General features: G+C 49.6%; 22 protein-coding genes, 3 pseudogenes and 3 riboswitches. Of the genes and pseudogenes, 9 read left to right on the top strand and 16 right to left on the bottom strand.

Going from position 1 to position 26,347, the window contains the following annotated elements:
* Positions 1-77 precede the first annotated feature (77 nt).
* The 6 genes and pseudogenes from pyrC to A2F46_RS00185 all read right to left on the bottom strand — a co-directional run bounded on the left by pyrC (position 78) and on the right by A2F46_RS00185 (position 5,130).
* Entirely contained in the window at positions 78-1,115 is a 1,038-nt protein-coding gene (gene pyrC, locus A2F46_RS00205) for a dihydroorotase (RefSeq protein WP_066565440.1), read from the bottom strand.
* Between the two features lie 57 nt (positions 1,116-1,172).
* Positions 1,173-1,406: a sulfurtransferase TusA family protein gene (locus A2F46_RS00200; protein WP_066565436.1), complete on the bottom strand. Its 234-nt coding sequence runs from the start codon at positions 1,404-1,406 to the stop codon at positions 1,173-1,175.
* A 70-nt stretch (positions 1,407-1,476) separates the two neighbouring features.
* Complete coding sequence (locus A2F46_RS12415; RefSeq protein WP_231867653.1) at positions 1,477-1,761, bottom strand: EamA family transporter; 285 nt, start codon at positions 1,759-1,761, stop codon at positions 1,477-1,479.
* Positions 1,746-2,348, bottom strand: coding sequence for an EamA family transporter (locus tag A2F46_RS00195; RefSeq protein ID WP_197457494.1), 603 nt, complete (start codon positions 2,346-2,348; stop codon positions 1,746-1,748). The genes A2F46_RS12415 and A2F46_RS00195 overlap by 16 nt, the downstream gene beginning before the upstream one ends.
* Before the next feature lie 108 nt (positions 2,349-2,456).
* On the bottom strand, positions 2,457-4,121 hold the full coding sequence (recN, locus tag A2F46_RS00190; protein WP_066565435.1) for a DNA repair protein RecN: 1,665 nt from the start codon (positions 4,119-4,121) through the stop codon (positions 2,457-2,459).
* A 119-nt stretch (positions 4,122-4,240) separates the two neighbouring features.
* Positions 4,241-5,130, bottom strand: a pseudogene (locus A2F46_RS00185) (NAD(+) kinase).
* A gap of 237 nt (positions 5,131-5,367) precedes the next feature.
* Here A2F46_RS00185 and A2F46_RS00180 point away from each other — a divergent pair.
* From A2F46_RS00180 to glyA, 4 genes and pseudogenes are all read left to right on the top strand, one after another.
* Positions 5,368-6,021 (top strand): tetratricopeptide repeat protein, encoded by a 654-nt coding sequence (locus A2F46_RS00180; protein ID WP_066565434.1) that lies wholly within the window; start codon positions 5,368-5,370, stop codon positions 6,019-6,021.
* Positions 6,022-6,053: 32 nt separating this feature from the next.
* A pseudogene (gene miaA, locus A2F46_RS00175) lies at positions 6,054-7,003 on the top strand (tRNA (adenosine(37)-N6)-dimethylallyltransferase MiaA).
* A 113-nt stretch (positions 7,004-7,116) separates the two neighbouring features.
* The gene (locus A2F46_RS00170; protein ID WP_066565849.1) at positions 7,117-7,881 is read left to right on the top strand and encodes a nitroreductase family protein; all 765 of its coding nucleotides are present in this window, start codon (positions 7,117-7,119) and stop codon (positions 7,879-7,881) included.
* Between the two features lie 163 nt (positions 7,882-8,044).
* Positions 8,045-9,295 carry a serine hydroxymethyltransferase gene (gene glyA, locus A2F46_RS00165; RefSeq protein WP_066565432.1) on the top strand — a complete coding sequence of 417 codons (1,251 nt, stop codon included), beginning with the start codon at positions 8,045-8,047 and terminating at the stop codon, positions 9,293-9,295.
* A 255-nt stretch (positions 9,296-9,550) separates the two neighbouring features.
* Here the strand turns inward: glyA and A2F46_RS00160 are convergent, their stop codons facing one another.
* The 3 genes from A2F46_RS00160 to alaS form a co-directional block, all read right to left on the bottom strand.
* The gene (locus tag A2F46_RS00160; RefSeq protein WP_066565431.1) at positions 9,551-10,372 is read right to left on the bottom strand and encodes a hypothetical protein; all 822 of its coding nucleotides are present in this window, start codon (positions 10,370-10,372) and stop codon (positions 9,551-9,553) included.
* A 17-nt stretch (positions 10,373-10,389) separates the two neighbouring features.
* Positions 10,390-11,010, bottom strand: a complete 621-nt coding sequence (locus A2F46_RS00155) for a phospholipid-binding protein MlaC (RefSeq protein ID WP_066565429.1) — start codon at positions 11,008-11,010, stop codon at positions 10,390-10,392.
* 110 nt (positions 11,011-11,120) lie between these two features.
* Positions 11,121-13,751, bottom strand: a complete 2,631-nt coding sequence (gene alaS / locus A2F46_RS00150; RefSeq protein ID WP_066565427.1) for an alanine--tRNA ligase — start codon at positions 13,749-13,751, stop codon at positions 11,121-11,123.
* Between the two features lie 330 nt (positions 13,752-14,081).
* Between alaS and A2F46_RS00145 the strand changes: the two genes are divergently transcribed.
* Entirely contained in the window at positions 14,082-14,444 is a 363-nt protein-coding gene (locus A2F46_RS00145; RefSeq protein WP_066565426.1) for a hypothetical protein, read from the top strand.
* Positions 14,445-14,531: 87 nt separating this feature from the next.
* Positions 14,532-15,700 (top strand): annotated as a pseudogene (locus A2F46_RS00140) (polyamine ABC transporter substrate-binding protein).
* A gap of 115 nt (positions 15,701-15,815) precedes the next feature.
* On the opposite strand, the gene A2F46_RS00135 reads toward A2F46_RS00140, so the two are convergent.
* The 7 genes from A2F46_RS00135 to gcvT all read right to left on the bottom strand — a co-directional run bounded on the left by A2F46_RS00135 (position 15,816) and on the right by gcvT (position 24,272).
* Positions 15,816-16,142: a hypothetical protein gene (locus A2F46_RS00135; protein WP_156471514.1), complete on the bottom strand. Its 327-nt coding sequence runs from the start codon at positions 16,140-16,142 to the stop codon at positions 15,816-15,818.
* Positions 16,143-16,239: 97 nt separating this feature from the next.
* Positions 16,240-16,348: riboswitch (SAM-I-IV-variant riboswitch) on the bottom strand.
* A gap of 70 nt (positions 16,349-16,418) precedes the next feature.
* The gene (locus A2F46_RS00130) at positions 16,419-17,354 is read right to left on the bottom strand and encodes a hypothetical protein (protein ID WP_066565424.1); all 936 of its coding nucleotides are present in this window, start codon (positions 17,352-17,354) and stop codon (positions 16,419-16,421) included.
* Positions 17,355-17,647: 293 nt separating this feature from the next.
* Complete coding sequence (gcvP, locus tag A2F46_RS00125) at positions 17,648-20,497, bottom strand: aminomethyl-transferring glycine dehydrogenase (RefSeq protein WP_066565419.1); 2,850 nt, start codon at positions 20,495-20,497, stop codon at positions 17,648-17,650.
* A gap of 36 nt (positions 20,498-20,533) precedes the next feature.
* On the bottom strand, positions 20,534-21,820 hold the full coding sequence (locus A2F46_RS00120) for an MFS transporter (protein WP_231867652.1): 1,287 nt from the start codon (positions 21,818-21,820) through the stop codon (positions 20,534-20,536).
* A 118-nt stretch (positions 21,821-21,938) separates the two neighbouring features.
* Positions 21,939-22,487, bottom strand: coding sequence for a DNA-3-methyladenine glycosylase I (locus A2F46_RS00115; protein WP_066565417.1), 549 nt, complete (start codon positions 22,485-22,487; stop codon positions 21,939-21,941).
* Positions 22,488-22,687: 200 nt separating this feature from the next.
* Positions 22,688-23,071, bottom strand: coding sequence for a glycine cleavage system protein GcvH (gene gcvH, locus A2F46_RS00110; protein WP_066565415.1), 384 nt, complete (start codon positions 23,069-23,071; stop codon positions 22,688-22,690).
* A 103-nt stretch (positions 23,072-23,174) separates the two neighbouring features.
* On the bottom strand, positions 23,175-24,272 hold the full coding sequence (gcvT, locus tag A2F46_RS00105; protein WP_066565412.1) for a glycine cleavage system aminomethyltransferase GcvT: 1,098 nt from the start codon (positions 24,270-24,272) through the stop codon (positions 23,175-23,177).
* A gap of 49 nt (positions 24,273-24,321) precedes the next feature.
* Positions 24,322-24,419, bottom strand: a riboswitch (glycine riboswitch).
* 15 nt (positions 24,420-24,434) lie between these two features.
* Positions 24,435-24,528, bottom strand: a riboswitch (glycine riboswitch).
* Between the two features lie 260 nt (positions 24,529-24,788).
* On the opposite strand from gcvT, the gene A2F46_RS00100 reads away from it, so the two are divergent.
* The 3 genes from A2F46_RS00100 to A2F46_RS00090 all read left to right on the top strand — a co-directional run bounded on the left by A2F46_RS00100 (position 24,789) and on the right by A2F46_RS00090 (position 26,307).
* On the top strand, positions 24,789-25,271 hold the full coding sequence (locus A2F46_RS00100; RefSeq protein ID WP_066565411.1) for an Lrp/AsnC family transcriptional regulator: 483 nt from the start codon (positions 24,789-24,791) through the stop codon (positions 25,269-25,271).
* 101 nt (positions 25,272-25,372) lie between these two features.
* On the top strand, positions 25,373-25,948 hold the full coding sequence (locus A2F46_RS00095) for a DUF1415 domain-containing protein (protein WP_066565846.1): 576 nt from the start codon (positions 25,373-25,375) through the stop codon (positions 25,946-25,948).
* Positions 25,948-26,307, top strand: coding sequence for a YbaN family protein (locus tag A2F46_RS00090; protein WP_066565845.1), 360 nt, complete (start codon positions 25,948-25,950; stop codon positions 26,305-26,307). The genes A2F46_RS00095 and A2F46_RS00090 overlap by 1 nt, the downstream gene beginning before the upstream one ends.
* Positions 26,308-26,347: the final 40 nt, after the last annotated feature.

The raw sequence follows: 26,347 nt of genomic DNA, 5'->3' as shown, positions 1-26,347 counted from the left end.
CAAGCTGCTTGTGTCGCACGCGACCATATTCAGGCAGCCTTTATTCACAAACCGAACAACCTGCTTGCTGCATGCAATCATGCATATGCTACTGACCACGCCACCGTTTCCCCCGCGCGCAAGGGGATTAACCGCTCCTCACCATAATCAAAATAAGCTGGAATGGTTTGTGGCTTTTTAACCAATGTTAGGGTATCGCTGTTTTGCGGCAACCCATAAAAACGCGCGCCATTTTGCGAAGCAAATGCTTCTAATTTATCCAATGCGCCAGCACGTTCAAATACTTCAGCATACAATTCAATCGCAGCATGGGCACTGAATACCCCTGCGCAACCGCAGGCACATTCTTTTGCGCCTTGCGTATGGGGGGCGCTGTCAGTACCCAAAAAGAATTTATGCGATTGAGCCCCCGTGACTGCTGCTACCAGAGCTTGTCGATGGCGTTCGCGCTTCAATACCGGCAAACAATAATAGTGTGGTCGGATCCCACCTACCAATAAATCATTGCGATTAAACAGCAAATGCTGCGGCGTCACGGTGGCTGCCACATTATCCCCGGCTGTCATTACCAATTGTGCGGCATCAGCCGTGGTGATGTGTTCAAACACCACCCGTAAATTGGGCACCTGAACCAACACTGGCTGCAACACACGTTCAATAAATACCGCTTCGCGGTCGAAAATGTCCACATCGGGATCGGTGACTTCACCATGCACCAACAGCAGCATATTTTCTTCAGCCATGCATGCAAGCACCGGCAACAACTGAAATAAATCCGTGACTCCCGAATCTGAATTGGTGGTGGCGCCTGCCGGATAAAGTTTAAATGCCACTATTCCTGCTGCTTTGGCTTCGCGCACCAAAGCGGGCGTGGTGCGGTCAGTTAAATACAAAGTCATCAAAGGCTGGAAATGAGTGTCAGCCGGCAAAGCCGCCATAATACGCTCTCGATAGGCCAAAGCATCCGCCACACTCACCACAGGTGGTTTCAGGTTGGGCATAATAAGCGCACGCCCCATTTGTTTGGCTGCCATCGGTATCACCGCGCGCAAGGCAGCACCATCGCGAACATGCAGATGGAAATCATCGGGGCGAATAAGAGTGAGTGTTTGCATGGCAATCCTGTTGATGAATGAAGATCAAGGCCCAATTGAGGGAAATGGCTGCCTGAACTATTTATGTTTGACCACAATCTCAAATACGGCATCATCACTGATTGTTGAAGACAGCAGCTCATGACCAGTTTGGCGACAAAACGCGGCAAAATCATCGGGCGCGCCACCATCAGTGGCCAATACAGTGAGTACATCACCCGTTTGCAATTGCGCCAAGGCTTTTTTGGCTTTCAAAATTGGCATCGGGCATTTCAACCCCACCACATCAAGTGTGTGTTGTACAGCAGTCATGGCATCATCCAACCACAGTCAAAACGGTTTATATTATACGACGCCCACCAAGCGCACGCCAAACCACGCTTCAAGTAGCCTTAAACCATCGAGCGCCAAATACCTGCACCACCAAAGCGGCCATCACCACCGTCACACCCAACCATTGCCAGGCATTAAGCGACTCTCGCAAAAATACCTGCGCCACCAACAACGCCACCACGGGTACCAACAGCGAGAGCGGGGCAATTTTCCCGGCTGGGTATCGCGACAACAAGCTTCCCCACGCGCCATAACCACCCAAAGTCGCCATATAAGCCAAATACACTAGCGCCACCCACCCGGCCACATCAATGTGCGTCAGTTGGCTCGCCACATTGTGCACACCACTTTGCAAAAGCGCACACACAGCAAAAGGCACGATGCAACGGCATTGCCCCACACCACCAGCGCCAAAGGGTTCACACGGCCAATGCGCTTCACCACCAAATTGCCACAAGCCCAAGACAAAGCCGCTGCCAACACCAACACCAAACCGAATAACGGCACATTGCCGCTGTGTTGACCAATACCAATCATCGCTAACCCTACTGCGGCCACCACCAGCGCCAACCAATGATTGGGCTTAACCGGCTCTCGCCAAATCAATGCTGCCATCAATACCGTAAAAAAAGCCTGTGCCTGCAACACCAGTGCCGTCAAACCCGTGGGCATGCCCACTGCAATGGCGGTAAACATCAGGCTAAATTGCCCAAAACTGATGACCAGCCCATACAACATCAACCAGCGCCATGGCACATCTGGTTTTCGAATCAACAAGATCGCCGGAAACACCACCAACATGAATCGCAACATCCCTAACACCATCGGCGTCATCTCAGTAAGACCTAGGCGAATAAAGAAAAAATTCACGCCCCACAGCAATACCACTGCCAAGGCAATCAAGCTGTCTTTGATGCTCATGATGCTCCTTTGGTCAACCTCGAAAACCTGTGCAGGCTGCCTGAAATGGCTTCAGGCAGCCTGCAATCAACCATGTCCCCGCCATCAAAAATGAAAACCAGAAGTCGATTAGGCTTGCTGCGCTAAGGCCAGCAATTCAGCCGCATGCTCTCGTGTGGTTTCGGTAATGGTTTCACCGCCAAGCATACGCGCAATCTCTGCTACCCGATCCGCACCTTGCAATACTTGAATGTGACTCACTGTACGCCCTTGTTCATCGCCTTTACGCACTTGCCAATGCTGTTCACCACAGACCGCTACTTGCGGCAAATGCGTCACCGCCAACACCTGCCGATTGCGGCCCAATGAACGCAGCGCATGCCCCACCACATCGGCAATAGCGCCACCAATACCACTATCAACCTCATCAAAAATCAGCGTGGGCACAGCATTGTATTGGCTGGTCACCATTTGTAAAGCCAAGCTGATGCGCGCCAATTCACCACCTGAAGCTACTTTACTCAAAGGTCGCAGCACCGAACCTTTATTGGCCGCCACTTGGTATTGCACTTGCTCCAAACCATGTACGGATGGCGAGGCACTTAATAAAGCAATGTGGAATCGAGCACCGGCCATAGCCAAATGCTGCATGTGCTCCGTGGTTTCGGCCGCCAGCCGCTGCGCCGCTTGATGACGCTTGGCTGATAATTGTTGTGCCACAGTCATATATTGGTTTTCACGCGCGGCTACCCGTTCGCATAACGCCGCCAAATCAGCCGCAGCCGCCAGTTCATTCAAGCCTGTTTCAATTTCCGTTAACTTGGCGGGCAAATCCGCAGGTTCTACCCGGTATTTGCGCGCCATATTCATGATTTCCTGTAAACGCGCGGCTTGTTGTGCCAGCAAGGTTTCATCCATTTCCACACGCGCGGCAGTGTCGCGCATATTGGCGCTTACTTCTGCCAATTCAGCTTCCACCGCATCCAACAACCCAATGCTTTCATGAAATTGTGGAGCCACGCCGATCAACTGCTGGAGAATTTGGCGACAATGGTACACACGGCTTTGAACCCCCGATTCGCCATCCAAGCTTTCCCCTACGGTTTCGGCTGCCTGAAGCAAATCGGCAGCGTGTGCCAAAGTGTCATGGCTTTGGCTCAAGGTTGCCCATTCATTGGGCAGTAGAGCCAACCCACTGAGTTCATCGAATTGCCACTGCAACCGCTCTCGCTCAATGGCTAACGTTTCTGACTGGGTTTGCGCTTGATTCCAATCGCGCAGGGCCTGCTGCCAAGCATGATATGCCTCACGCACTCGATTCACGGTATCTTGTTCTTGTGCGAATGCATCCAACAAATCGCGCTGGGCCGATTCACTATTGAGGGCGTGATGGGCGTTTTGGCCGTGGATATCAATCAGCAACTCACCCACTTGCTTCAACTGCGCCAGCGTAGCCACTTGATGGTTAATGAAGCTGCGGCTGCGCCCCTTGGCATCGATGACGCGACGAATGCTCAACTCAGTTTCATCTTCATGCAACAAGCTTTGCTCGCGCAACAGAGTCAGCGCCGCTGGTGCATCATTCAAATCAAACAGCGCCGACAATTGCGCGTCTTTGGCGCCTTGACGAATTTGTCCATAATCGGCTTTGTCGCCCAGTAATAAGCCCAACGCATCCAAAGTAATGGATTTACCCGCACCCGTTTCACCCGTGAGCACAGTGAAACCACTTTGAAAACTCAGATTGAGTTCATCCACAATCACAAAATCACGCAAGGACAAGGCCAACAGCATGGTTTAAGGCTCCCTGAAAAACAGCCACGGCAGTAATCGCGCCATAAAACGCTCAACATATTCATCATTAAAGCAACAACAAAGCGACATGGGCATGCCCATCTTGATATTCAAATCAGCTACACCAACTGCTCGCCCCAATGCAATTTTTGACGCAATGTTTTGTAGTATTGGTATTCAATCGGGTGCAGCACCCGCAAAGTGTTGCGGTATCGGTGAATTTGAATGCGATCAAGGTTTTGAATATCAAAAAAAGACTGGCCATCAAAATGCACCCGCGCATCACCACATTTGGTGATGAGCACTTCAATTTCGCTCGTGTCACTCACAGCAATCGGACGATTGGTCATTGATTGCGGGCAAATCGGTACCAAGCTCAAGGCCCGCAAAGTCGATTGCAAAATCGGCCCGCCTGCGGCTAAAGCATAAGCAGTGGAACCTGTGGGGGTAGATACAATTAAGCCATCAGATCGCTGGGTATACACGAATTCTTGATTAATGAATACTTCAAATTCAATCATCTGCCCCATGCCACCACGGCTCAGCACCACATCATTGAGGGCCAGCGAACGCTTCACTTCCTGCCCTTCACGGCCAATGCTGCATTCCAGCAAAATCCGTTCTTCAGGCAAGTAGCGGCCCGTGAGCATACCCGCCAAATCCTTGACCATGTTTTCGCGTGGCACTTGCGTCAGAAAGCCAGATGACCTTGATGTATGCCGATCAAAGGGACGCGATAGGGTGCCAGTTTACGTGCTACGGACAACAAAGTACCATCTCCACCCAGCACAATCACCAAGTCACAGCGCCGCCCCATCTCATCTTTATTGATGATTTCACACCAATCCAAATGCGCATCGCCCACCAATTCTTCCGCTGCTGCATCCGCATCAACATAGATCTGCAAACCTTCTTCATGCAGAAAATCAATCAAGGTATCCAAGGTTTCGCGAATATGCGCGGTTTGCGGGCGAGTGACCACGCCGATATGATTGAATTGACTGTTCATGGCAATAAAATTTTCCGACCCCATAGTCATGGTTTGAACCATCAGTCGGTGTGCACATTCAATGCATCGTCACCGCCAGTCGATTCTGTGGGCAAATGAGCGGACATTATAAAACCATTCGCACCGTTTGGCCCACTGCACTTGAGACTGATGTGCTTTTATCCACTAAGCATCCGTTGATCATACTCAAACTGATACAATACGGCCTTGCGTATTATTTTTAAACCAATCTTGTCGATGAAATTATTCTATTTTTGTGCCGCCACACTGAGTTTACTCTGGACGATATCTTGCCCCGCATACGCGCAACCAACACCCAAACAGACCAATCCCAACTCAGACACCGTGATACAGTGGCAACAAGCCTGCGCCAACAACGAACCAACAGCCTGTACCCAACTGGGTCTGCATTATTTTCCCAATCAGCCCAAACGCGCCTTCGGCTATTGGCAACATGCATGCCATTTAAATGATGCATGGGGCTGCTACCAAATGGGCGAACAATATCGTCATGGCATTGGCGCACCTACCGATCCCAAATTGGCATTACAGTGGATACGCAAAGCCTGTTTGCTGAAACAAAATCAAGCCAGCGCCATCGCTTGCAACGATGCGGGTTATTTATATGAACAAGACAACAACAGTGCCGCCGCTTTGCCGCTATACGACAGCGCCTGTCAGATGGGCGATCAAACCGCCTGTATGAATCTGGTGAAATACCACAGCAAACGCTACCAGCAAGACCCCAGTAACGACAATGCAATCCCTGTACAACGTTATTTTGATCTGGCCTGTGCCACGCAAAAACAAACACAAATTTGTGCCGCTGCCACTGCCATCAAACAACCAGGTGGCATGACGCTGATCATGCGGCAGCAATTCCGTATCTGAATACCCATTTTCACCTTCGAATGTCATTGGATATGAATACACACCCACCCAAAGCCCTAGCCATTTTGGGCCCCACTGCTTCAGGGAAAACCGGCTTGGCTTTGGCATTGGCACAACGGCTGCCCGTAGAAATCATCAGTTTGGATTCAGCATTGGTGTATCGTGGCATGGACATTGGCACAGCCAAACCCACCGCAGCCGAATTGGCAGCAGTACCCCACCATCTGATCAACATTATTTCTCCATTAGCGGCCTACAGCGCCGCTGATTTTGTGGCCGATTGTGTGCAATTGGTTCAGGCTATTCATCATCGTGGCCATTTGCCACTGATTGTGGGCGGTACCATGATGTATTACCACGCGCTCACCCATGGACTCAATTCATTGCCGCCAGCCAACGCTGATATTCGCGCCAAATTAGCGACAGAAAAGCAAGAATACGGTTTGGCCTATCTGTATGAGCAATTGCAACAAGTTGATCCAATGACCGCTGAACGCTTGGCTCCAGGTGACAGCCAACGTATAGAACGCGCTTTAGAAGTGTGGCGATTAACTGGCCGATCTCTAAGCCAACACTTTGCCGAGCAGCAGGCATCGCAAGCTGCCATAACCCTCCATTCGGCAGCCTTGATTCCTGAAAACCGCAGCCAACTGCACACTAATATTGCCACGCGATTTGAGCACATGCTGGCACACGGATTTATTGAAGAAGTACAAACACTACGCCAGCAATACCCAACATTGACGCCCAACATGCCGTCTATGCGCTGCGTGGCTACCGCCAGGCATGGGCTTACCTGGATGGCAGTGTAAATCAAACTCAACTCACTGAACTGGGCATTGTGGCCACGCGCCAATTGGCCAAACGCCAGCTAACATGGCTCAGAAAATTGGCTACCGACACCATCTGGGATCCTTTCCAATCTACCCCAAAACTACTACAGGCTGCTACCGATACGGCCCAACGCTTCTTTGATTATTGAGTAGCAAGCCAGCTTGTCGCTTTGCTGCAATCGGGGTATCTTTGCCCATCATCAATCGTTTGTTGTGCTTAATATATAACACAACAGGCTGCCTGAAATCTGCTGGAGACACCATGAACGCTGTTGTTGACACCATCACTCGCCACCGCACATATCGCCAGTTCAAAACCAATGTGGTTTTACCCCCAGATCACATTCAAGCCATTGCCGATGCTGCACGCCGCGCCCCTTCATGGATGAACGGCCAGCATTACAGCATCGTGCGCATCACCAATACAGCGCTGCGCCAAAAAATCGTTGCGGTACAACCAGGCAATCCACAAATTGGCCAGTGCAGCGAATTTTGGGTATTCGTGGCCGATGCCCATCGCGCGAAATTGTGCTCCGACGCCTACCAAGGCAGCTTCGCTGCCGTGGGCACTCCCGATACATTACTCACGCTGAGCGTGGACACGGCCATGGCGGCCCAAAATGCCATTATTGCGGCCGAAAGCTTGGGCTATGCCACCTGTCCAGTGGGCGGTCTGCGCTTGGTAGCAGGCCAATTAATTGAATGGTTGGGGTTGCCTGAATACACCTTCCCGCTCTTTGGCTTGTGTATTGGTGTGCCTGATGTCGATATGCGCATCAAGCCCAGGCTGCCTGAAAAGGCGGTGATATTCGAAAACCACTACCCCAGCGATGGGGAGCTCAACCATGACTTACAGGAATACGAAAGCACCATGACGGCGTTTGGCGAAAAACGAGAACGCCTGCCGTTTCGCCAAAAATTTGCCCATTACTATAGCAAAACCTATGCGCCGAAAAACATTGCACTGCTGAAACAACAAGGTTTTCTCACCCACCCCAATGGATTGCCTGAAGACCAAGCCAGTTAGCATCCTGCGCAAAATACGCGATTTATGAATGTGCTTCATCATCATGGTGCAGCGAATTCAGCCACGAACTGGCCGCTATCGGTTACAATAGCGGCCAGTTTTTTGTGTGCAACCCTCAGCGGCTTGCACATCCAATCTGCCCCACCACAAGGAAACCCTGCCCATGTTCTCCAGAAGTGTCACCATTGAAAAATTTGACCCAGAATTGGCTGCGGCCATTGCCGACGAAGACAACCGCCAACAAGACCATGTTGAGCTGATTGCTTCGGAAAACTACGTTAGCTGCGCGGTGATGGAAGCCCAAGGTAGCCAATTAACCAACAAATATGCCGAAGGTTATCCCGGCAAACGATATTATGGCGGCTGCGAATACGTGGATGTGGCCGAACAATTGGCGATTGACCGACTGAAAGAATTGTTTAAAGCCGAATATGTGAACGTACAACCGCATTCTGGCTCACAAGCCAATCAGGCCGTGTATGCCAGCGTATTAAAACCGGGCGACACCATTTTGGGTATGTCTTTGGCACACGGCGGCCACTTGACGCATGGTGCCAGCGTGAATATTTCTGGCAAATTGTACAATGCCATCACTTATGGCTTGGATGAAAATGAAGTTTTGGATTACGCTCAGGTTGAAAAACTGGCGTTAGAACACCAACCTAAAATGATTGTGGCCGGCGCATCAGCTTATGCCTTGGAAATTGACTGGGCCCGTTTCCGTGAAATTGCAGATAAAGTAGGCGCTTATTTATTTGTGGACATGGCGCATTATGCAGGTTTGATTGCGGGTGGCGAATACCCAAGCCCAGTACCGTTTGCAGACTTTGTCACCACCACCACCCACAAGACCTTGCGTGGCCCACGTGGTGGCGCCATTATTTGTCGTACCGACGAGCATGCCAAAGCCTTGAATTCTGCCATTTTCCCAAGCTTGCAAGGTGGGCCATTGATGCACGTGATTGCAGCCAAAGCCATTGCATTTAAGGAAGCTTTGCAACCGGAATTCAAGACCTATGCCAAGCAAGTGAAAGCCAATGCCAAGGTTTTAGCGGAAACATTAAAAGGCCGCGGCTTGCGCATCGTTTCTGGCCGCACTGAAAGCCATGTATTCTTGGTTGACCTACAACCGAAAAAAATCACCGGCAAAGATGCTGAAGCCGTGTTGGGTAAAGCCCACATCACTGTGAATAAAAACGCCATCCCCAATGACCCAGAAAAACCATTTGTGACTTCCGGCATTCGCTTGGGTACGGCCGCCATCACCACTCGCGGCTTCAATGAAGACGACACCCGCGAATTGGGCAATTTGATTGCGGACGTGTTGGATGCGCCCAGCGATGAAGCGGTGGTGTTTGGCGTGGCACAAAAAATCCAAGCCTTATGTGCCCGTTTACCCGTATATGGTGCCTAAACGATCAATAAAACCATAACAATAGATGATCAAAGCATAATCAAGGCTGCCTGAAACCGTTTCAGGCAGCCTTTTTTGCATCGGCATTCTTTTGAGTCAAACAAATTCAAGTTGCCCTGCTGGTATGGTTCCATCAGCCATTTAACGGTAGCACATGCCAACCTCGCGCAACATTGACCATCCACTCAATCCTATTCAACTCAGCGATGGCTAATCAGTCCAATCAAAGCACGTTGCCAAAATCAACAATGGCCATTATTGCTGGTTTTCCGAAACCAATGCTGCCGAGCCAGGCACAAACAGCGGCTGACACGCTGCTATTTTGCCCTCTTCCTGACTAAATACCTGAATGATTGGGTGGCTATGGCATTGCGTGGCCTCAGTAAACAAATTCTGATAACGCCGTAAACACTGCTGCGCATCAGCCTGAGCTTTCTGCATCCACGCCATGCTTTCCCCTGCTTGCTGAATTTGCTGTAAAACCTGTTGGTATTCTGCCAGCAAAGCCAGCAAATCTTCTTGGGGGCACATCTGCGCCAATACATCCTCTTTGAATACACCTGAATCGGCCAAGGCTTGTTTATTTAGCCAAACACGAAGCGCAGGTGCTGTCTTCGCTGTGCTCAGCGCAAGCGTTGCCAGCGACAGCCCGTATTTTTGCACATGATTTTGCAGTGCCGTGGCCATACGAAAAGCACGGTGGTCGATTTCATATTGCTTAAACGGCTTTTCCAACTGGGTGAATATCGATTCAGCCAGCACCGGCTTCCAAATGGCGGTCAACCGTTCTTTGTACAATCGGGTACCGAATAACACATTCAATACCCTCTGCTGCAATCGACACATTTGCTGGCGAGTCTGCTGTACCGAAGAAGTAACAGCACAGTCTGCCGTCCATGAGGCCGCCGTATTCGCCCAATCTTCAAAATTCATCATCATGATGCGGTATTGCGCATCCCATGCCACGGCTGCCTGAAGATAGGCCCGTGCATGATGAATGTGGGCAAAAGCTTCGGCTGAAATGGGTATTTGATGTAAATAATCGGCGTCGGGTAATCCAATAAAATACTGCTTCATTTGCCTTCACCCCAAACTCAGGACAATTTTTCTACTTTGTTTAACCCTTTTTGGCGCAGAATTTTTATGGTGCCATCAATGCCATGTTGCTTAATTAAATCAGCAAATTGATTGCGGTACACCGTCACCAAACTGGTGCCTTCCACGCGGAAGTTATAAACCTTATACACACCGCCGACCAAATACATTTGATAAGCCACTTCATACTGTTTACCGCTTTTACTGGTTACGGTCGTAAATGTGTCTACTCGATTTGACCCTTGATTGACCAATTTAGGCAATACCACCACACGAGCATCAGCAGCCCCCACCAAAGCCGCATGGGCATACAAGCGAATCATCATGGTTTTAAACGCCGCAATAAAATCCTGCTTTTGTTGGGGGCTGAATTGACGCCAAGGCAAACCAACGGCCAGTGCAGCGATCCGTTCATAATCCAAATAGCGATCGGCATAACGCTCAATCTGTGTAATTTTTTGGGTTTCAGACAGTTGTTTGTTGCGCGCCACCGACAACACCGAATCCACATTCTGTTGTAATTGCTGTTGCGCAGGGTGTGTGGGCGCACTGGCAGCCTGAGCCCACCCCACCCACAACAAACACACACTGACACACCATATTTTTATCCATGCTTTCATCGTTTACTCCATTAGCATAATGATCTTTGCCGCCCATTAAAAAGCGGTTTGCGCCAACATCACACAAACCGCTTATTTCGTCAAACTGCGTCTAGCAGTTTTAACTGGATTTACGCCAATTGGCTTGCCAGCCACCCAGCAACGCCATTGAGCGCGGCCGGTAATTGAGCAACATCAGTGCCACCAGCCTGAGCCAAATCAGGCCGACCACCGCCTTTGCCGCCCACTTGCTCGGCCACGGTTTTCACCAAATCGCCCGCCTTTACGGATTTGCTCAAAGCCTTAGACACCCCCGCCACCAAAGCAATTTTGCCTTCCTGAACTGTCGCCAACAGCACCACCAAGTTATCACCTTGGCCAGTTAAATCGGTGACAATGTCACGCAAAGCATTGCCATCAACACCGTCCAGCTGTTGCACCACCAATCGTGCCGTGCCAACCAATTCGGCATCGTTTAACAAAGCAGCACCAGCATGCTTGGCCAGTTCACCTTTGGCCTGTTCCAGCGCTTTTTCCAATTGTTTGGCATGCGCTTGGGTAGCCTGAATTTTTGGCAATAAATCCGCAGCGGACTGGGCTTTGAGTTCCGCTACAGCATCTTTAATCAGCGCTTCCTGTTGCTGCACAAAATGTAAGGCATTCAGACCTGTCACTGCCTCTATTCGGCGCACGCCAGCCGCAATACCACTTTCGGATACGATTTTAAACAAACCGATGTCACCTGTGCGATTCACATGCGTGCCACCACACAGTTCAGTTGAGAAATCACCCATTTTCAACACGCGAACATGGTCACCATATTTTTCACCAAACAAAGCCATGGCACCATCTTTAATGGCCTCATCAAAAGCCTTAACTTCGGCACTGACGGGCACATTGGCCAGAATGGCTTCGTTCACAAGCTGTTCGACTTCAGTGATTTGCGCTGGGGTGACTGGCTGCGGATGAGCAAAGTCAAAACGCGTACGCTCTGCGGTTACCAAAGAGCCTTTTTGTTCAACATGGCTACCCAACACATCGCGCAAAGCACGGTGCATCAAATGTGTAGCACTGTGGTTGCGCATATTGGCATTGCGTATGGCATCATCTACTTTGGCGCTGACCGCATCCCCTACCTTCAGGTTGCCTGAAACCATGACTCCAAACTGGCCAAATACTTTGGCTTTGATTTTTTGGGTATCGCGCACTTCGAAACGATTTTCGCCGGCAAAGATATACCCCACGTCCCCCACTTGACCACCCGATTCGGCATAAAACGGCGTGAAATCTATCACCACGGCACCCGTCTCGCCCTCTGCCAATGCCGTTACTGCTTCACCATCACGATACAACGCCAGTACTTTGGCTTCGGTTTGGCGATCGCTATATCCTTTAAATTCAGTATCCGCGCCGCTGTATGTCAGATGTGCATCGGCTTTGAAGTTCTGTGCGGCACGAGCGCGCGCGCGCTGCGCATCCATTTCACGCTCAAAACCAGCTTCATCCAACTCAATATTGCGCTCACGGGCAATGTCTGCGGTTAAGTCGTAGGGGAAACCATAGGTATCATACAATTTGAAAATCACTGCGCCCGAAAGAGTCTTACCGCCATCTTTGAGTGCATCTTCTAAGAGCGCCAAGCCGGTTTCCAACGTTTGTGCGAAACGCGTTTCTTCCAGTTTCAACACTTCGGTAATTTGCGCCTGTTTGGCTTTCAATTCAGGATAGGCATTGCCCATCTCCTTAACCACATCGGCCACCAGCAAGTGAAAGAAGGGTTGTTTGTGGCCCAGCTTGTAGCCGTGGCGCACAGCACGGCGAATAATGCGGCGCAATACATAACCACGACCCTCATTACTCGGCAACACGCCATCAGCCACCAGAAACGAGCACGAGCGTATGTGGTCAGCAATCACCTTTAAGCTCGGCACATCTTGGCTATAGGTAGCCCCAGTGACGCGGGCCACGGCACGCAATAAATTCACAAACAAATCAATTTCATAATTGCTATGAACATGCTGCATGACCGCTGAAATACGCTCCAAACCCATGCCAGTATCGACAGAAGGCTTAGGCAGTTTGTGCATAACACCGGCTTCATCACGGTTAAACTGCATAAACACACAGTTCCAAATTTCAGTGAAGCGATCACCATCTTCTTCGGCACTGCCCGGAGGACCACCCCAGATTTGCTCACCATGGTCGTAAAAAATTTCGGAACACGGGCCACAGGGGCCAGTATCCCCCATTTGCCAAAAATTATCGGATGCGTATTTCGCACCTTTATTGTCGCCAATGCGGATGATGCGATCGGCGGGCAAGCCAATTTCATTCAACCAAATGTTGTAGGCTTCATCGTCTTCGGCATACACGGTGGCCAATAATTTTTCTTTGGGCAAATTAAGCCATTCTTTGCCTGTGAGAAATTCCCAAGCAAAATGCAAAGCGTCGTGCTTGAAATAATCGCCAAAACTGAAATTACCCAGCATTTCGAAAAAAGTATGGTGACGCGCGGTATAGCCAACGTTTTCCAAATCATTGTGTTTGCCGCCCGCACGCACGCATTTTTGGGCGGTGGTGGCACGGCTATATGGGCGTTTGTCGAAACCCAAAAACACATCTTTAAATTGGTTCATGCCCGCATTGGTAAACAACAAAGTCTTGTCATCCTGCGGTGGAACCAATGAAGAAGAAGACACAATCTGGTGCCCCTTGCTTTCGAAGAAATGAAGGAATTTCGAGCGTAATTCTGCGGTTTTCATAAGTGGTTTCTGTGGTTTGTTTCATTGGCTTGAATGAGACATTCAAGCAGCTTTTATTCAACTTTACTGTGAAGGCTGCCTGAAAAGCGCGCAGTAAAAAGCCTGTTGCCGACTCTCATGCCAATTCATAAAATAACTCGAATTTTACCGCAGTTTTGCGTGCACGCATACTCATGGCTCAGCAATGAAAACAAGAGGGTAATATTATCAACACAGTGCCACAAACCATCATGATCCAACCGCCTCTCTCTGCTCCTAGGGGGCAAAGTATGCCAATACAAAACAAGCCGATGATGACATTGAATACTTCAATCCAAGAAAGGACGTTCCATGAATACCCATACCAGAGTATTGGTCCTATCCATAGCATTTATATGTACGGGCTGTGCTTCACCCATCAGCAAAATGTCTGGCATTAACGGCATCGGCATGGGTACCCACTACGATACGGCCAAACAAGCATTACTAGAGCAACACTTTACCATCACTCAAGACGCAGACATGGGTACTGGTTATTGGCGTTTGCAGGCAGAAGGACCCGCAGCCAATGGAAATTGGGGAAAACTCACTGGCCACAGCTGCCAGCAAGTGGGTTTTCTGTTTCCCAATCCTAATCACGTCCAACCGCATCGTTTAAAGATTGATGTCTTCCAGCAAGGACCATGCGCCAAAGACCGAAAAAAACAACCTTAAAACCGCCACCTATTTAAACATATCCAAAACCGCCTACATCGGTTAGATTAGCCACTATCGTGTTTATACGCATAACAAAGGAAAAACATGAGCAAACTGACTTTGTCCTTGGGTACGAGCTTGGCTTTGAGCCTGTTAGCAGCGTGTGGCGGTGAGCCTACTGCTCAGGCCACACAAGCCAGCGCCACGGCCAACACGGCTGCTTCTAATACCCATACTCTGCCGCCAACCAAAGAATTGAAGATCTACAATTGGTCGGATTATGTGGATCCGCAAACCGTTGCTGAATTTGAAAAAACACAAGGGATAAAAGTTACCTACAATTATTACGACAGTGATGAAGCACTGGAAAGCAAGATGCTCACCGGCAAATCAGGCTATGACATTGCCGGGCCTTCCAATGCATTTGTGGGCAGACAAATCAAAGCCGGCGCTTATTTAAAATTAGACAAATCGCTGATTCCCAATTGGCACAATATCAATCCCAAGCTTCTAGCCATGCTGCAAGGCGTAGACCCCGGTAATCAATATGCCGTACCAAATTATTGGGGCATGAACACCTTTGCCATCAATACAGATAAAGTTAAGGCAGCACTGGGCAACACCCCTATGCCCGATAATGCTTGGGATTTGGTATTCAATCCAGCTTACACCAGCAAATTAAAATCTTGTGGCATCAGCTATTTAGACAGTCCGGCCGAGATGTTCCCCTTGGCTTTGCACTATGCAGGCAAAAATCCCAATAGTCAGGAAAAAACCGATGTAGATGCCGCCGCCGCCATTCTGAAAAATAATAGTGGCTATGTATTGCGTTACTCATCTTCCGGTTATATTGATGACTTAGCCCGTGGCGATATTTGCGTGGCCGTGGCTTTGGCGGCGATTTAAACATCGCCAAGCGCCGCCGCGCCGAAGCGACCGGCAAGCCAGACATTGCCGTCATGGTTCCAAAAGAAGGCGTGGGGTTGTGGGTAGACACCTTGACCATTCCCAAAGACGCAGCCAATGTACTTAATGCCCACCGCTATCTCAACTGGATTTTGGATCCGAAAGTAGCGGCTAAAAATGGCGACTATGTCACTTATGCGCCATCAAGCATGCCAGCCAAAACTTTGATGAGCAAAGAATACAGTGAAGACCCAAGTATTTTCCCATCAGATGCCGTGTTGGCCAACAGCTACATCATGCTGCCAACCAAGCCAGATATTCTAAAATACGAAGTGCGCTTATGGCAAAACATCAAAGCCAATAAGTAAGTTTCACACGCAAGGGAAACAATATGCAAAAGGCTGCCTGAATGTTTCAGGCAGCCTTGTTCAATCTACTTGGAATAGGGGCAATCAACACTTGCCACCTAGTGAAGGTTCTGCCTCAGGCGGCCGCTGTTGTGTTTCGCCGTTGCTGGTTCACCCAAGCCGCTTGTTTCGCCAAGGCCGCTATCGCATCATCCACTTCACGTACCCCCAGTAAAAACAAAGCGGTTTTCAAGACATGTGCATCCGCATCCGGCAACAACACTTGCCCTGCCACGAGCGGGAAGCCAGACGCTGTGTACCACGCTTTTTGAGAAGGGCTGTATTGACACAAACAGCGTGGTGATTGATCGGCAAAACACACCCAAAACCGAACTGCTTCAGCGCCAGGTTGAGTTTGTATAGAAAATTCAAGATGTTGGATAGAAAAAATGGTCTGCATCATGCGTCCTTTTAGCAATTATGGGGTTGCAATTTGGTGTAAATCCCCCGTTGATCATCATTGATATCCCACAAAAAAACCTCCGCACAATGCGAAGGTGGTGCTTAGCCTTGATTGCGCTGAAAACCGCCGCATCTGTCGCCATCAGCGACAAACCACCTTACCGGCTCAGGCAGGTTGGCAGGATTACTCCTATCGGGATACAGGTCAGATAGTAGGCAGTTGCACGGCGCTTGTCAAATGCTACATGTGCTCAGTCAAGCTGGCCACACTACACCATCAAGGCTGATGATATTGTTGCTGAATATAAGCCGCCACTGCTTTCAGCATATCGGTTTGCGCCGCCCAATGCCCCATACCGGCCTCAGCGTTGATGTATTCGATGCGTTCATGCGCGGCCCGCACCGATAACGAACCATCATCTACCACGGTGGCGGCATTTTGCAACACCACGTTAAACCCGCGTGCTGCCAAAAATGCATAGGTTTTTGCCGACGTGACATAGAAAAAATCATCAGCATCCGCAATAGGATTAATGTTGACTTCGGCAACATTGGCAGCCAAAGAGCCGCCCACAGCGTAATTGTGTATATTCAGACCACCAATACGGTTATTGTGAACCGCTACGATAAGCTTGGCCTGAGCCAGATAGCGCTGAAAAAAATCATCGGCGGCCATCGCCACTTGATTGCGTATCTGCATCGCATCGCCATGGAAAACAACGATATTGTGCTGCCGCCCCGATGCAGTAAACATGCGGTTGGGATCAAACTGATAACGTTCACCACCACGGTTCACCACCACATTCCGGCTACCGCCATGCTGTAATCCATAAAGGCAGCCTGTAGGGTGTGCCGCCAACACCTGCTGCGCAACCTGCCAAGCCGTGGTTTCATTTTCATGCACATGCACCCACACCACCGCGCTGCCTTGGGCGACAGGGCAAATCGTGGCTATGCCAAATAAGGGGGGTACCAGCGCTTTATTACCCGACGTAACTGATCCACGCACCGGCCCCGCAACAGACTTCGTTAGCCAAGTGCCATCATTTCGGTGCTGCGCTGTGGGTGCTGCACACGCACTCAGCAAAGCCAACGCCATGCCGGCCAGCGCATAATACCGCCCTATTTTCAGGCAACCAGATGAAGGCGCCAGATTCCATAGACAGTCATCATTGGCTTGAGGATGGATGGGTTTATTCGTGTTTAGATTCATAGCATCAGCATAGCACATGCTTAACACGTTAACGCCGCTTGGCGTCAATAAATGAAATAGAGTTAGATGACCAGTTGTTGCATCATATATTCATACTCGCTCACGCTGAATCCTTACGCTTTTTCTTATATTTTAAACCACTTATATATAACAAAAATTTGATTGATAAAATTCAATGATGAGAGGTGCAGGAATCGATTACAGAAGGCGCTACATCATCGCCCAATACAAAAAAGGTTGCCTGAAACCATTCAGGCAACCTTGGGCGTTTCACCCTTTCATTCACCGGTTATTTATTCATAATCTTCTATGGGTGGGCAGGTGCAAATCACGTGGCGATCACCATACACATCATCAATGCGGTTAACACTGGGCCAGAATTTGGCATCATGCAGATATGCCAAAGGATATACCGCTTCTTCACGATCATATGGGTGCGTCCATTCGCCAGCAATGTTGGCCGCCGTATGGGGCGCATTCACCAATGGGTTATCGTCTTGGGGCCAATCACCGCGACCCACTTTCAGAGCCTCTTGTTTGATGCTTTTCAATGCAGCAATAAAGCGATCCAATTCGGCTTTGCTTTCTGATTCTGTGGGCTCGATCATCAGCGTGCCTGCCACAGGAAACGACATGGTGGGTGCATGAAAACCATAATCCATCAGGCGTTTGGCAATATCCACTTCAGTGATCCCGGTCTCGGCTTTCAAGGGGCGTAAGTCCACGATGCATTCATGCGCCACGCGGTTATTTTTACCGGTATAGAGAATGGGATAATCTTCACTCAGCGCCTGGGCCACATAATTGGCGTTGAGCAAAGCAGCTTCGGTGGCTTGGCGCAAGCCATCTGCCCCCATCAGCCTAATGTACATCCACGAAATCGGCAATATACTGGCCGAACCATAAGGCGCAGCAGAAACAGCGCCCACACCCATGGTTTTACCCTCAACGGGCATCACTGTATGGCTGGAGGCAAACGGCGCCAAATGGGCTTTCAAGCCAATGGGGCCCATACCGGGGCCACCACCACCATGAGGGATACAAAAGGTTTTGTGTAAATTCATGTGCAACACATCAGCGCCCACATCAGCGGGCCGCATCAAGCCCACTTGAGCATTCATGTTGGCGCCATCCATGTACACTTGACCACCATTGTGGTGAATGATGTCACAAATGTCGCGAATGCCCTCTTCAAAAACACCATGGGTTGATGGATAGGTAATCATCAACGCGCTCAATTCATCGCGATATTGCTCAGCCTTGGCGCGCAAGTCATTGATGTTGACATTGCCGCGATCGTCGGTATCCACCACCACCACTTTCATACCCGCCATCTGCGCACTGGCGGGATTGGTGCCATGAGCAGAGCGCGGAATCAAGCACACATGACGTGCCCCTTCATCGTGGGCTGCCTGAAAACGGCGGATGGCCAAAAGGCCGGCATATTCACCCGACGCGCCGGAATTGGGCTGCATGGAAATGGCATCAAAGCCTGTAATCGCCAATAAGGCCTCTTCCAATCCCTGTATCATTTTCAGATAGCCTTGCACTTGATCGCGCGGGGCAAACGGATGGATATGGGCAAATTTGGCCCACGTAATCGGAATCATTTCCGCAGTGGCATTGAGTTTCATGGTGCAACTGCCCAATGAAATCATGCTGCGGTTCATGGCCAAGTCGCGCTCTTCCAATTTTTTCAAATAACGCAGCATTTCGTGTTCGGTATGATATCGGTTAAACACGGGATGCTGCAAAATGGCTTCATCGCGCTGTAAATTGGTTGGAATGCGATTGTGCGCAACGTCAGGCAAAGAAGCGGGTTTACCCGTAAAAATCACGGCCAAATCGGCAAAATCAATGGCATCACTTTCTTCATGAAAGGCCACCGATAAAATGCCACCACCCGCACGATATAAGTTGTAACCCATCTCCAACGCACGCTGGTAAATCACCTCAGCTTCTTCGCCACACGCCACCGATACCGTATCAAAAAAGGGTCGGTTCACGACGTTTAGGGTGGCTTGGGTCTCGATCACATCGGCAAAAGCACACGCCAGCGCATGAATGCGTTGCGCAATGCGCCCCACCCCTTCTGGCCCGTGATACACGGCATACATGCCTGCCAAATTAGCCAGTAAAACCTGAGATGTACAAATATTGGAATTGGCTTTTTCGCGGCGAATGTGCTGCTCTCGAGTTTGTAAAGCCATGCGCAAAGCGGGCTTACCCGAAGCATCTTTGGATACGCCAATGATGCGGCCTGGTGCAGAGCGTTTGTATTCATCTTTAAAGGCAAAATAGGCAGCATGCGGGCCGCCAAAGCCCATAGGCACGCCAAAGCGCTGGGTGCTGCCCAGAGCCACATCTGCGCCCAATTTGGCAGGGGCTTTCAACAAGACCAAACTCATGATGTCGGCAGCCACCGCCACCACTGCGCCCTTGGCTTTCAAAGCTGCAATGGGTGCGGTTAAATCGGCAACATCGCCATCTTTGCCAACGTATTGCAATAAGGCTCCAAAATAGTCACCTTCCCCTGCTTCGCTGATGTCGCCCACCACCAATTTAAAACCGAAATACTCGGCGCGGGTGTTCATCACATCTAAGGTTTGTGGGTACACACGCGCATCCACAAAAAACTGCTCGGTTTTGTTTTTGCTCACTCGCTTGGCCATGGCCATGGCCTCAGCGGCGGCAGTGGCTTCATCCAATAAAGAGGCTCCAGCCATGTCCAAACCAGTTAAATCAATGCACATCTGCTGAAAATTCAACAAAGCTTCCAAGCGACCTTGCGCCACTTCAGCCTGATAAGGCGTATAAGCGGTATACCAGCCTGGGTTTTCCAACACATTGCGCACGATCACATTGGGCAAGCGCGTCGGTGCATAGCCTTGGCCAATATAACTTTTATTGATGATGTTTTCATCGGCCAAGGCGCGAATGTGTGCCAAGGCATCAGCTTCTGTGGTGGCTTCTGGCAAATCCAATCGGCGGCCAAAGCGCACACTTTCAGGCAACACACTGTCTATAAAAGACGCCATGTCTTCTGCATTCAGCGTTTGCAACATGGCTACTTGGTCTATTTTATTGATGCCAATGTGCCGGCCCACAAACTCATCGCGGTGAAACAACTCGTTAAAATTCATATTATTCCTCGCAGAAACATCCATTTATAATGGGAATTAATGGTGCTGATTGGCAGTGGGATACTGCTCTTTGGGTTTTTTCGCCATCAATACGCCACCGATGACCATAGCAATGACTTGCACCGCCACCAAAGTACTGGTGGTCGACACCCAACCGCCTTGTTCAAATGCGTGACCACATAACCATGCACCCACGAAACCGCCACTGTAATAAGCCATGTAATACAAACCGGACGCCAGAGAGCGGCCTTCGGATACATGATGTGCAATGTAATTGATGGTGGCCGATTGGGTAATAAACACACCACTGCTCATCAACACCAAACCGAGCACAATGCCCCATAATGGCGGCAACAAGGTTAACAGCACGCCAAACACCGATAACGCCACCGCCAGCAACACCGTTCGATTGGCGCCCAAAGCCACAATCAGGCGCGCGGAAATGGGCGTAATCACCATACCAATCAAATACACGGCAAAAATATCCGCCAGCTGCGCGCTGGACAATTGATAAGGTGGCTGATCCAAATACAAATTAATATAGGTAAAACAGCCCACCAGCGAAAACAACACGCAGAAACCCAACGCACAGGCCGCTAAGACATGGCGGTTTTTGACATGATGCCAAAGCGTGGTCAATGCCGTTGACACCCGCGGCTCAGGCACAAATTGTCGAGATGCTGGCAATTGACGCCACACCAAGATGGCACCGGCAATACTCAACAAACCCATCAGCAAAAAAGCATGGCGCCAACCAATAAATTCGGTCAAATAACCCATGAGGAAACGGCCTAAAAAGCCACCCAATACCGTGCCTGACACATAGAAAGTCATCAGCCGTACACGCACCGTGCCCATGAATTCTTCACCAATGTACGCCAGTAACACCACGGTAATACCGGGCACCGCTAAGCCTTGCAAGAACCGCAACCACCACATTTGGCCGATGTCTTGCACAAAATACATGGCAATCGTGGGCAAACTCAGGAAAAATACTGAGCCCACAATAAAACGCTTGCGCCCCAAAGCATCGGAAATCATCCCCATAAACGGTGACATGATTGCCACCGCTAATACTGTTGCGCCAACGGTGGATCCAGCTGCGGGGGCATCGGCATGAAACTCCTGCATCAATACCGGCAAAATTGATTGAATAGAATACACCTGTAAAAATGCCAGTGCGCCGGTCACCAAAATGGTGAAAATCAAACCCAATGTAAGCCTTGGGCCTGCATGGTTAATCACATTTGCTTCCATCGACTGCTTGTTTCCATTGTGTGTATGGGTTGCCTGAAACATTTCTTCAGCAACGCCGCCATTCAAAGCCAAAACACCTCAGGCGGATGGTGCTAAGGCCTTTTATGATTTGTCTATGCTTTCAGCACATTGGGGCGACCCACTCGTGCAAAACTCAGCTGGACAAGCCAGTTCAACGTGTTGCTCATTTTGACCACCAAGGTGGCCGAGCAGAGATTACCCGAGCATACACTGGGCAATCTGGTGTGTGCGCGCCGGGCAAGTAGCCTGTACTCATCAAAAATTCATGCACAATTTCGCCGCCCACAAATTTGAATTGGCTACGAAACAACTTCACCCAAGCAGCTAATTCCAGCGGGTGGTGTGCATCCAACCACTGTTTAAACGAGCCATATTCGGCTTGTAAACACAGAATTTTCTGGGCATTGTATACAGCGGCTTGCACTTTTAAACGGTTGCGCACAATGCCTGCATCTGCCAATAAACGCGCGATGTCTTGATCACCGAAAGCAGCCACACGCGCCACATCAAAGTCAGCATAGGCTGCTTGAAAAGCCGCTTGTTTTTTCAGCATCAAGGTCCAACTTAATCCCGCCTGATTGATTTCCAACACCAGCCGTTCAAACAACTCATTATCGTTGGCAATGGGAAATCCATAACTATGATCATGGTAGTGACGATTGGGATTATCGCTGTCATCGGCCAATTGGGCTACCCAGCTGCAATAACTCATGCTCAATGCTCAACACCTCATTATCTGGTCACTCGGTTGGCCATGATTGCCATCAGCTAGCAACCGCATCCACCTACAACACATAGACGCTTATGCCGCGACCCATCGCTGGCGTCCGCAACAAGGCAACTGCTCATCGGCACAAAACAAGCTAGGCGCAAACGCCGGCCACCACCATCACACTCAGAAGCACAGTGCAATTAGTCTACTTCTGCGGCATATTCGTCGGCAGTGAGCATTTTTTCTAAGTCGGCCAAATTATCTGGCTTAATTTTGAAAAACCAGCCAGCCTCATAGGGGTCGGTATTGGCAGTTTCTGGGGCATCCACCAAAGCCTGATTAATGGCAGTGACTTCACCAGCCAAAGGCGCATACACATCTGAGGCCGCTTTCACTGATTCCACCACACCCGCTTGGTCATCGGCAGCCAAATGGGTGCCCACTTCTGGCAATTCCACAAACACAATGTCACCCAATAATTCTTGGGCATGATCGGTAATGCCTACAGTAACGGTGCCATCAGTCTCGGTGCGCAACCATTCGTGGCTGGTAACGTATTTTAAATCAGCAGGAATATTGCTCATGTTTTTCTCCGCAAAGGATTGTTAATGGATAAACATAAAATGAGCCACTCAGGGCCGTATTCATAAAAGGCTGCCTGAATGTTTTCAGGCAGCCCATACAACATCAATCAAATTGTTTTTGTCCTTGACGCACAAATGGCAGCTTCAACACGCGCACATCCGTGAGCACGCCGCGAATCACCACTTGTGCTTGCGTGCCAATGTCTTTGGGCACACGGGCGATGGCAATGGACTGTTTCAGCGTAGGTGAAAAAGTGCCGCTGGTAATAACCCCCGTGCCCACATCGGCCACCACTACCTCCATGCCTTCACGCAATACGCCGCGATCTTCCAAAAGAAGACCCACTTGCTTCACCGCCAGACCTTCGGCTTTTTGTTTTTCCAATGCAGCACGACCCACAAAATCACGATCGTCCTTCATCGCCACTGTCCACGCCATACCCGCCTCCAGGGGGGTAATGTCATCGTCCATATCGTGACCATATAAATTCATACCCGCTTCCATGCGCAAGGTATCCCGTGCACCCAGACCACAGGGCACAACACCTGCCTCTTTCAGCTGATTGAAAAAAGCGTCAGCTTGCGTGGCCGGCAAAATCACTTCCACACCATCTTCACCGGTATAGCCAGTTCTGGCCACAAACCAGTCATCACCCAAATCATGGCCTTGAAATACCTGCAAATTTTTAACCACATCTGCCCATTGTGGTTTCACCTGCAATAATTTGGTGATGGCTTGTGGGCCTTGAACGGCAATCATGGCCAAATCATAACGGGGCGTGATGTGCACGCCAAAGGGCTCACCGATTTTTTTAAATTGAGCCAAGTCTTTGTCGCGCGTTGCGGCATTCGACACAATGCGGTATCGGGTTTCGGCTTCATCCAAACGGTAAACAATCAAATCATCCATGACTCCGCCCTGCTCATTGAGCATCGGCGAATACAAGGCTTTACCCACAAACCCAAGCTTGGCCACGTCATTGGCCAATAATTTTTGCAACCAAGCTTTGGCTGATTGCCCCTCAATATCGGTTACCAACATATGAGAGACATCAAACATACCAGCGTCATTGCGCACGGCTTCATGTTCTTTAATTTGCGAACCATAATGAATGGGCAAATGCCAGCCCGCGAAGTCCACCATTTTGCCGCCGGCAACCACATGGGCAGAGTGAAAAGGGGTATGTCTGGGTTCAGTCATGAGGGGTTTCTCCAAAGATAGCACTGTGCTTTGGTTGCACCAAAACACCCAAGCCCTATCTGTCCTGAAACCTGAGATTTTCGGCAAAATGTACTTGCCTTCTCCCCTTCGGTGGGTGCTTTTGCACCACTCTCCAGATGAATGACTGCCTCATAAATTAAGGCAGATTTTGCAGTCCATTGACCTGAGCGATTTAAGGGTTTCTGCGCCTTCGGTGGTGTATTAACGAGAACACACGCTCTCCTGCAAATGAAGCTGGATTATCGCCGAGATTGGACAAAAACAGCAAGCGCGAAGTGCAGGTATATGGTCATTCAAAACAGCATAAACGCCACAACTTCCGCAAAAAAGCACTTTACATCTGGCAAAATAAATTGATTTATGTCAAAATAAACGATGTTTTTAGCAACAAAGTGCGTCTGCATCGATATCGCTGCGTATTACAACCATTCTAGGCTGTCTATCATCAACTCAACACTTGAAACATCGGCACAACAAAAATAATAGGGAACCACCATGACAATCAATTTTTTGGACAAAACCGATTTAAAAATATTGCAAGTACTGCAAGAGAATGGTCGCCTGACCAATGTAGAATTGTCTGAACGGGTAGCGCTATCGCCCTCACCCTGCTTGCGCCGTCTCAAACAATTGGAAGATGCGGGCATCATTCGCCGTTATGCCGCACTGTTGGAGCCTGCTAATGTGGGGTTGGGGTTGCAAGCCTTTATTCGTGTTTCGGTGGACAAAAGCCCGAGTTCACGTGATGAATTTACCCATGCTTTACAACATTGGTCTCAGGTACTGAGTTGCTTTGCCCTCACTGGTGAGTCTGATTACATCCTGCATGCGTTTTTTACCGACATGAATGCTTTTTCACATTTTGTGCTGGATACCTTATTGGCCACGCCGGGGGTGCAAGATGCCAAATCCAGCTTTGTGCTGAAAGAAATCAAAAACACCACCGCTTTGCCATTGGATCATCTATTAGCCGAATAATCTTGTTGTATATCATGATTTAACCAGGCTGCCTGAAACGGCGGCTTTATTTTCAAGTAATATTAGCCAACTTCTTGAATGCCATCGGCAAACGTATTTCCATGATCACCGACACCGACCAAACCATCCTCGACAACACGCGCCATTGGCTGGAACAAGCAGTCATCGGCTTGAATTTGTGCCCATTCGCCAAAGCACCCTATCGTAAGGACTTGGTGCGCATGGTCGTTAGCCACGCTTGTCATATCGATGCATTTTTGGAACGGCTCGACCTCGAATTACAAATCTTGCTTGACATGCCCGCCGAAACCGTGGAAACCACTTTATTGATAGAATCGAGCCTTTTCGGCGATTTTATGACATTCAATGACATGCTGGATCTGGCCGATCAAGCGCTCATCGACAACCACGCCGAAGGCATAGTACAAATAGCCTCTTTTCACCCACATTTTTGTTTTGCTGATGCAGCAGACAACGACATCACCAATTACACCAACCGCAGCCCATATCCCACTTTACATTTAATACGCGAAACCAGCATAGACAAAGCCGTGGCGGCCATACCCAATGCCGCCGATATTTTTGAACGCAACAAAACCCTACTGCACACCATGGGTATAGAAGGCTGGCAAGCGTTGGGCATCACCTATCCACCATCATCGGATACACACTCATGATGTGGCGGCCACTGCTGTGGTTGGCGGGCTTGTTGTTTTTGATACTGGGCATTGTGGGCATTTTCCTGCCGGTATTACCCACTACCCCATTCGTTTTGCTCACCGCCGCTTGCTGGGCCAAAGCCTCACCGCGTTTTCATATGTGGCTGCTGCACCATCACCGTTTTGGCCCAATGGTGCAACAATGGGAAGAACACCGTGCCATTCCCCGCAATGCCAAAATACTCTCCAGTAGTATGATGGCCATTTCAGTTGCTATCGTTTATTGGCGCCTACCTCAACACACCGAGCTGGTCTTGGCCATTGCTGCCATATGCATAGTGGTTTCAGTGTGGATTTGGCGCCGCCCTGATGTCTAGCCACCACGCCGACCAAGGTGCCCATACCGAAAACACCTGT

Origin of the sequence: Snodgrassella sp. CFCC 13594 (assembly GCF_001590725.1) — a bacterium.
Taxonomy (GTDB): Bacteria; Pseudomonadota; Gammaproteobacteria; order Burkholderiales; family Neisseriaceae; genus Snodgrassella.
This window is presented reverse-complemented; position numbering and strand designations above follow the sequence as displayed.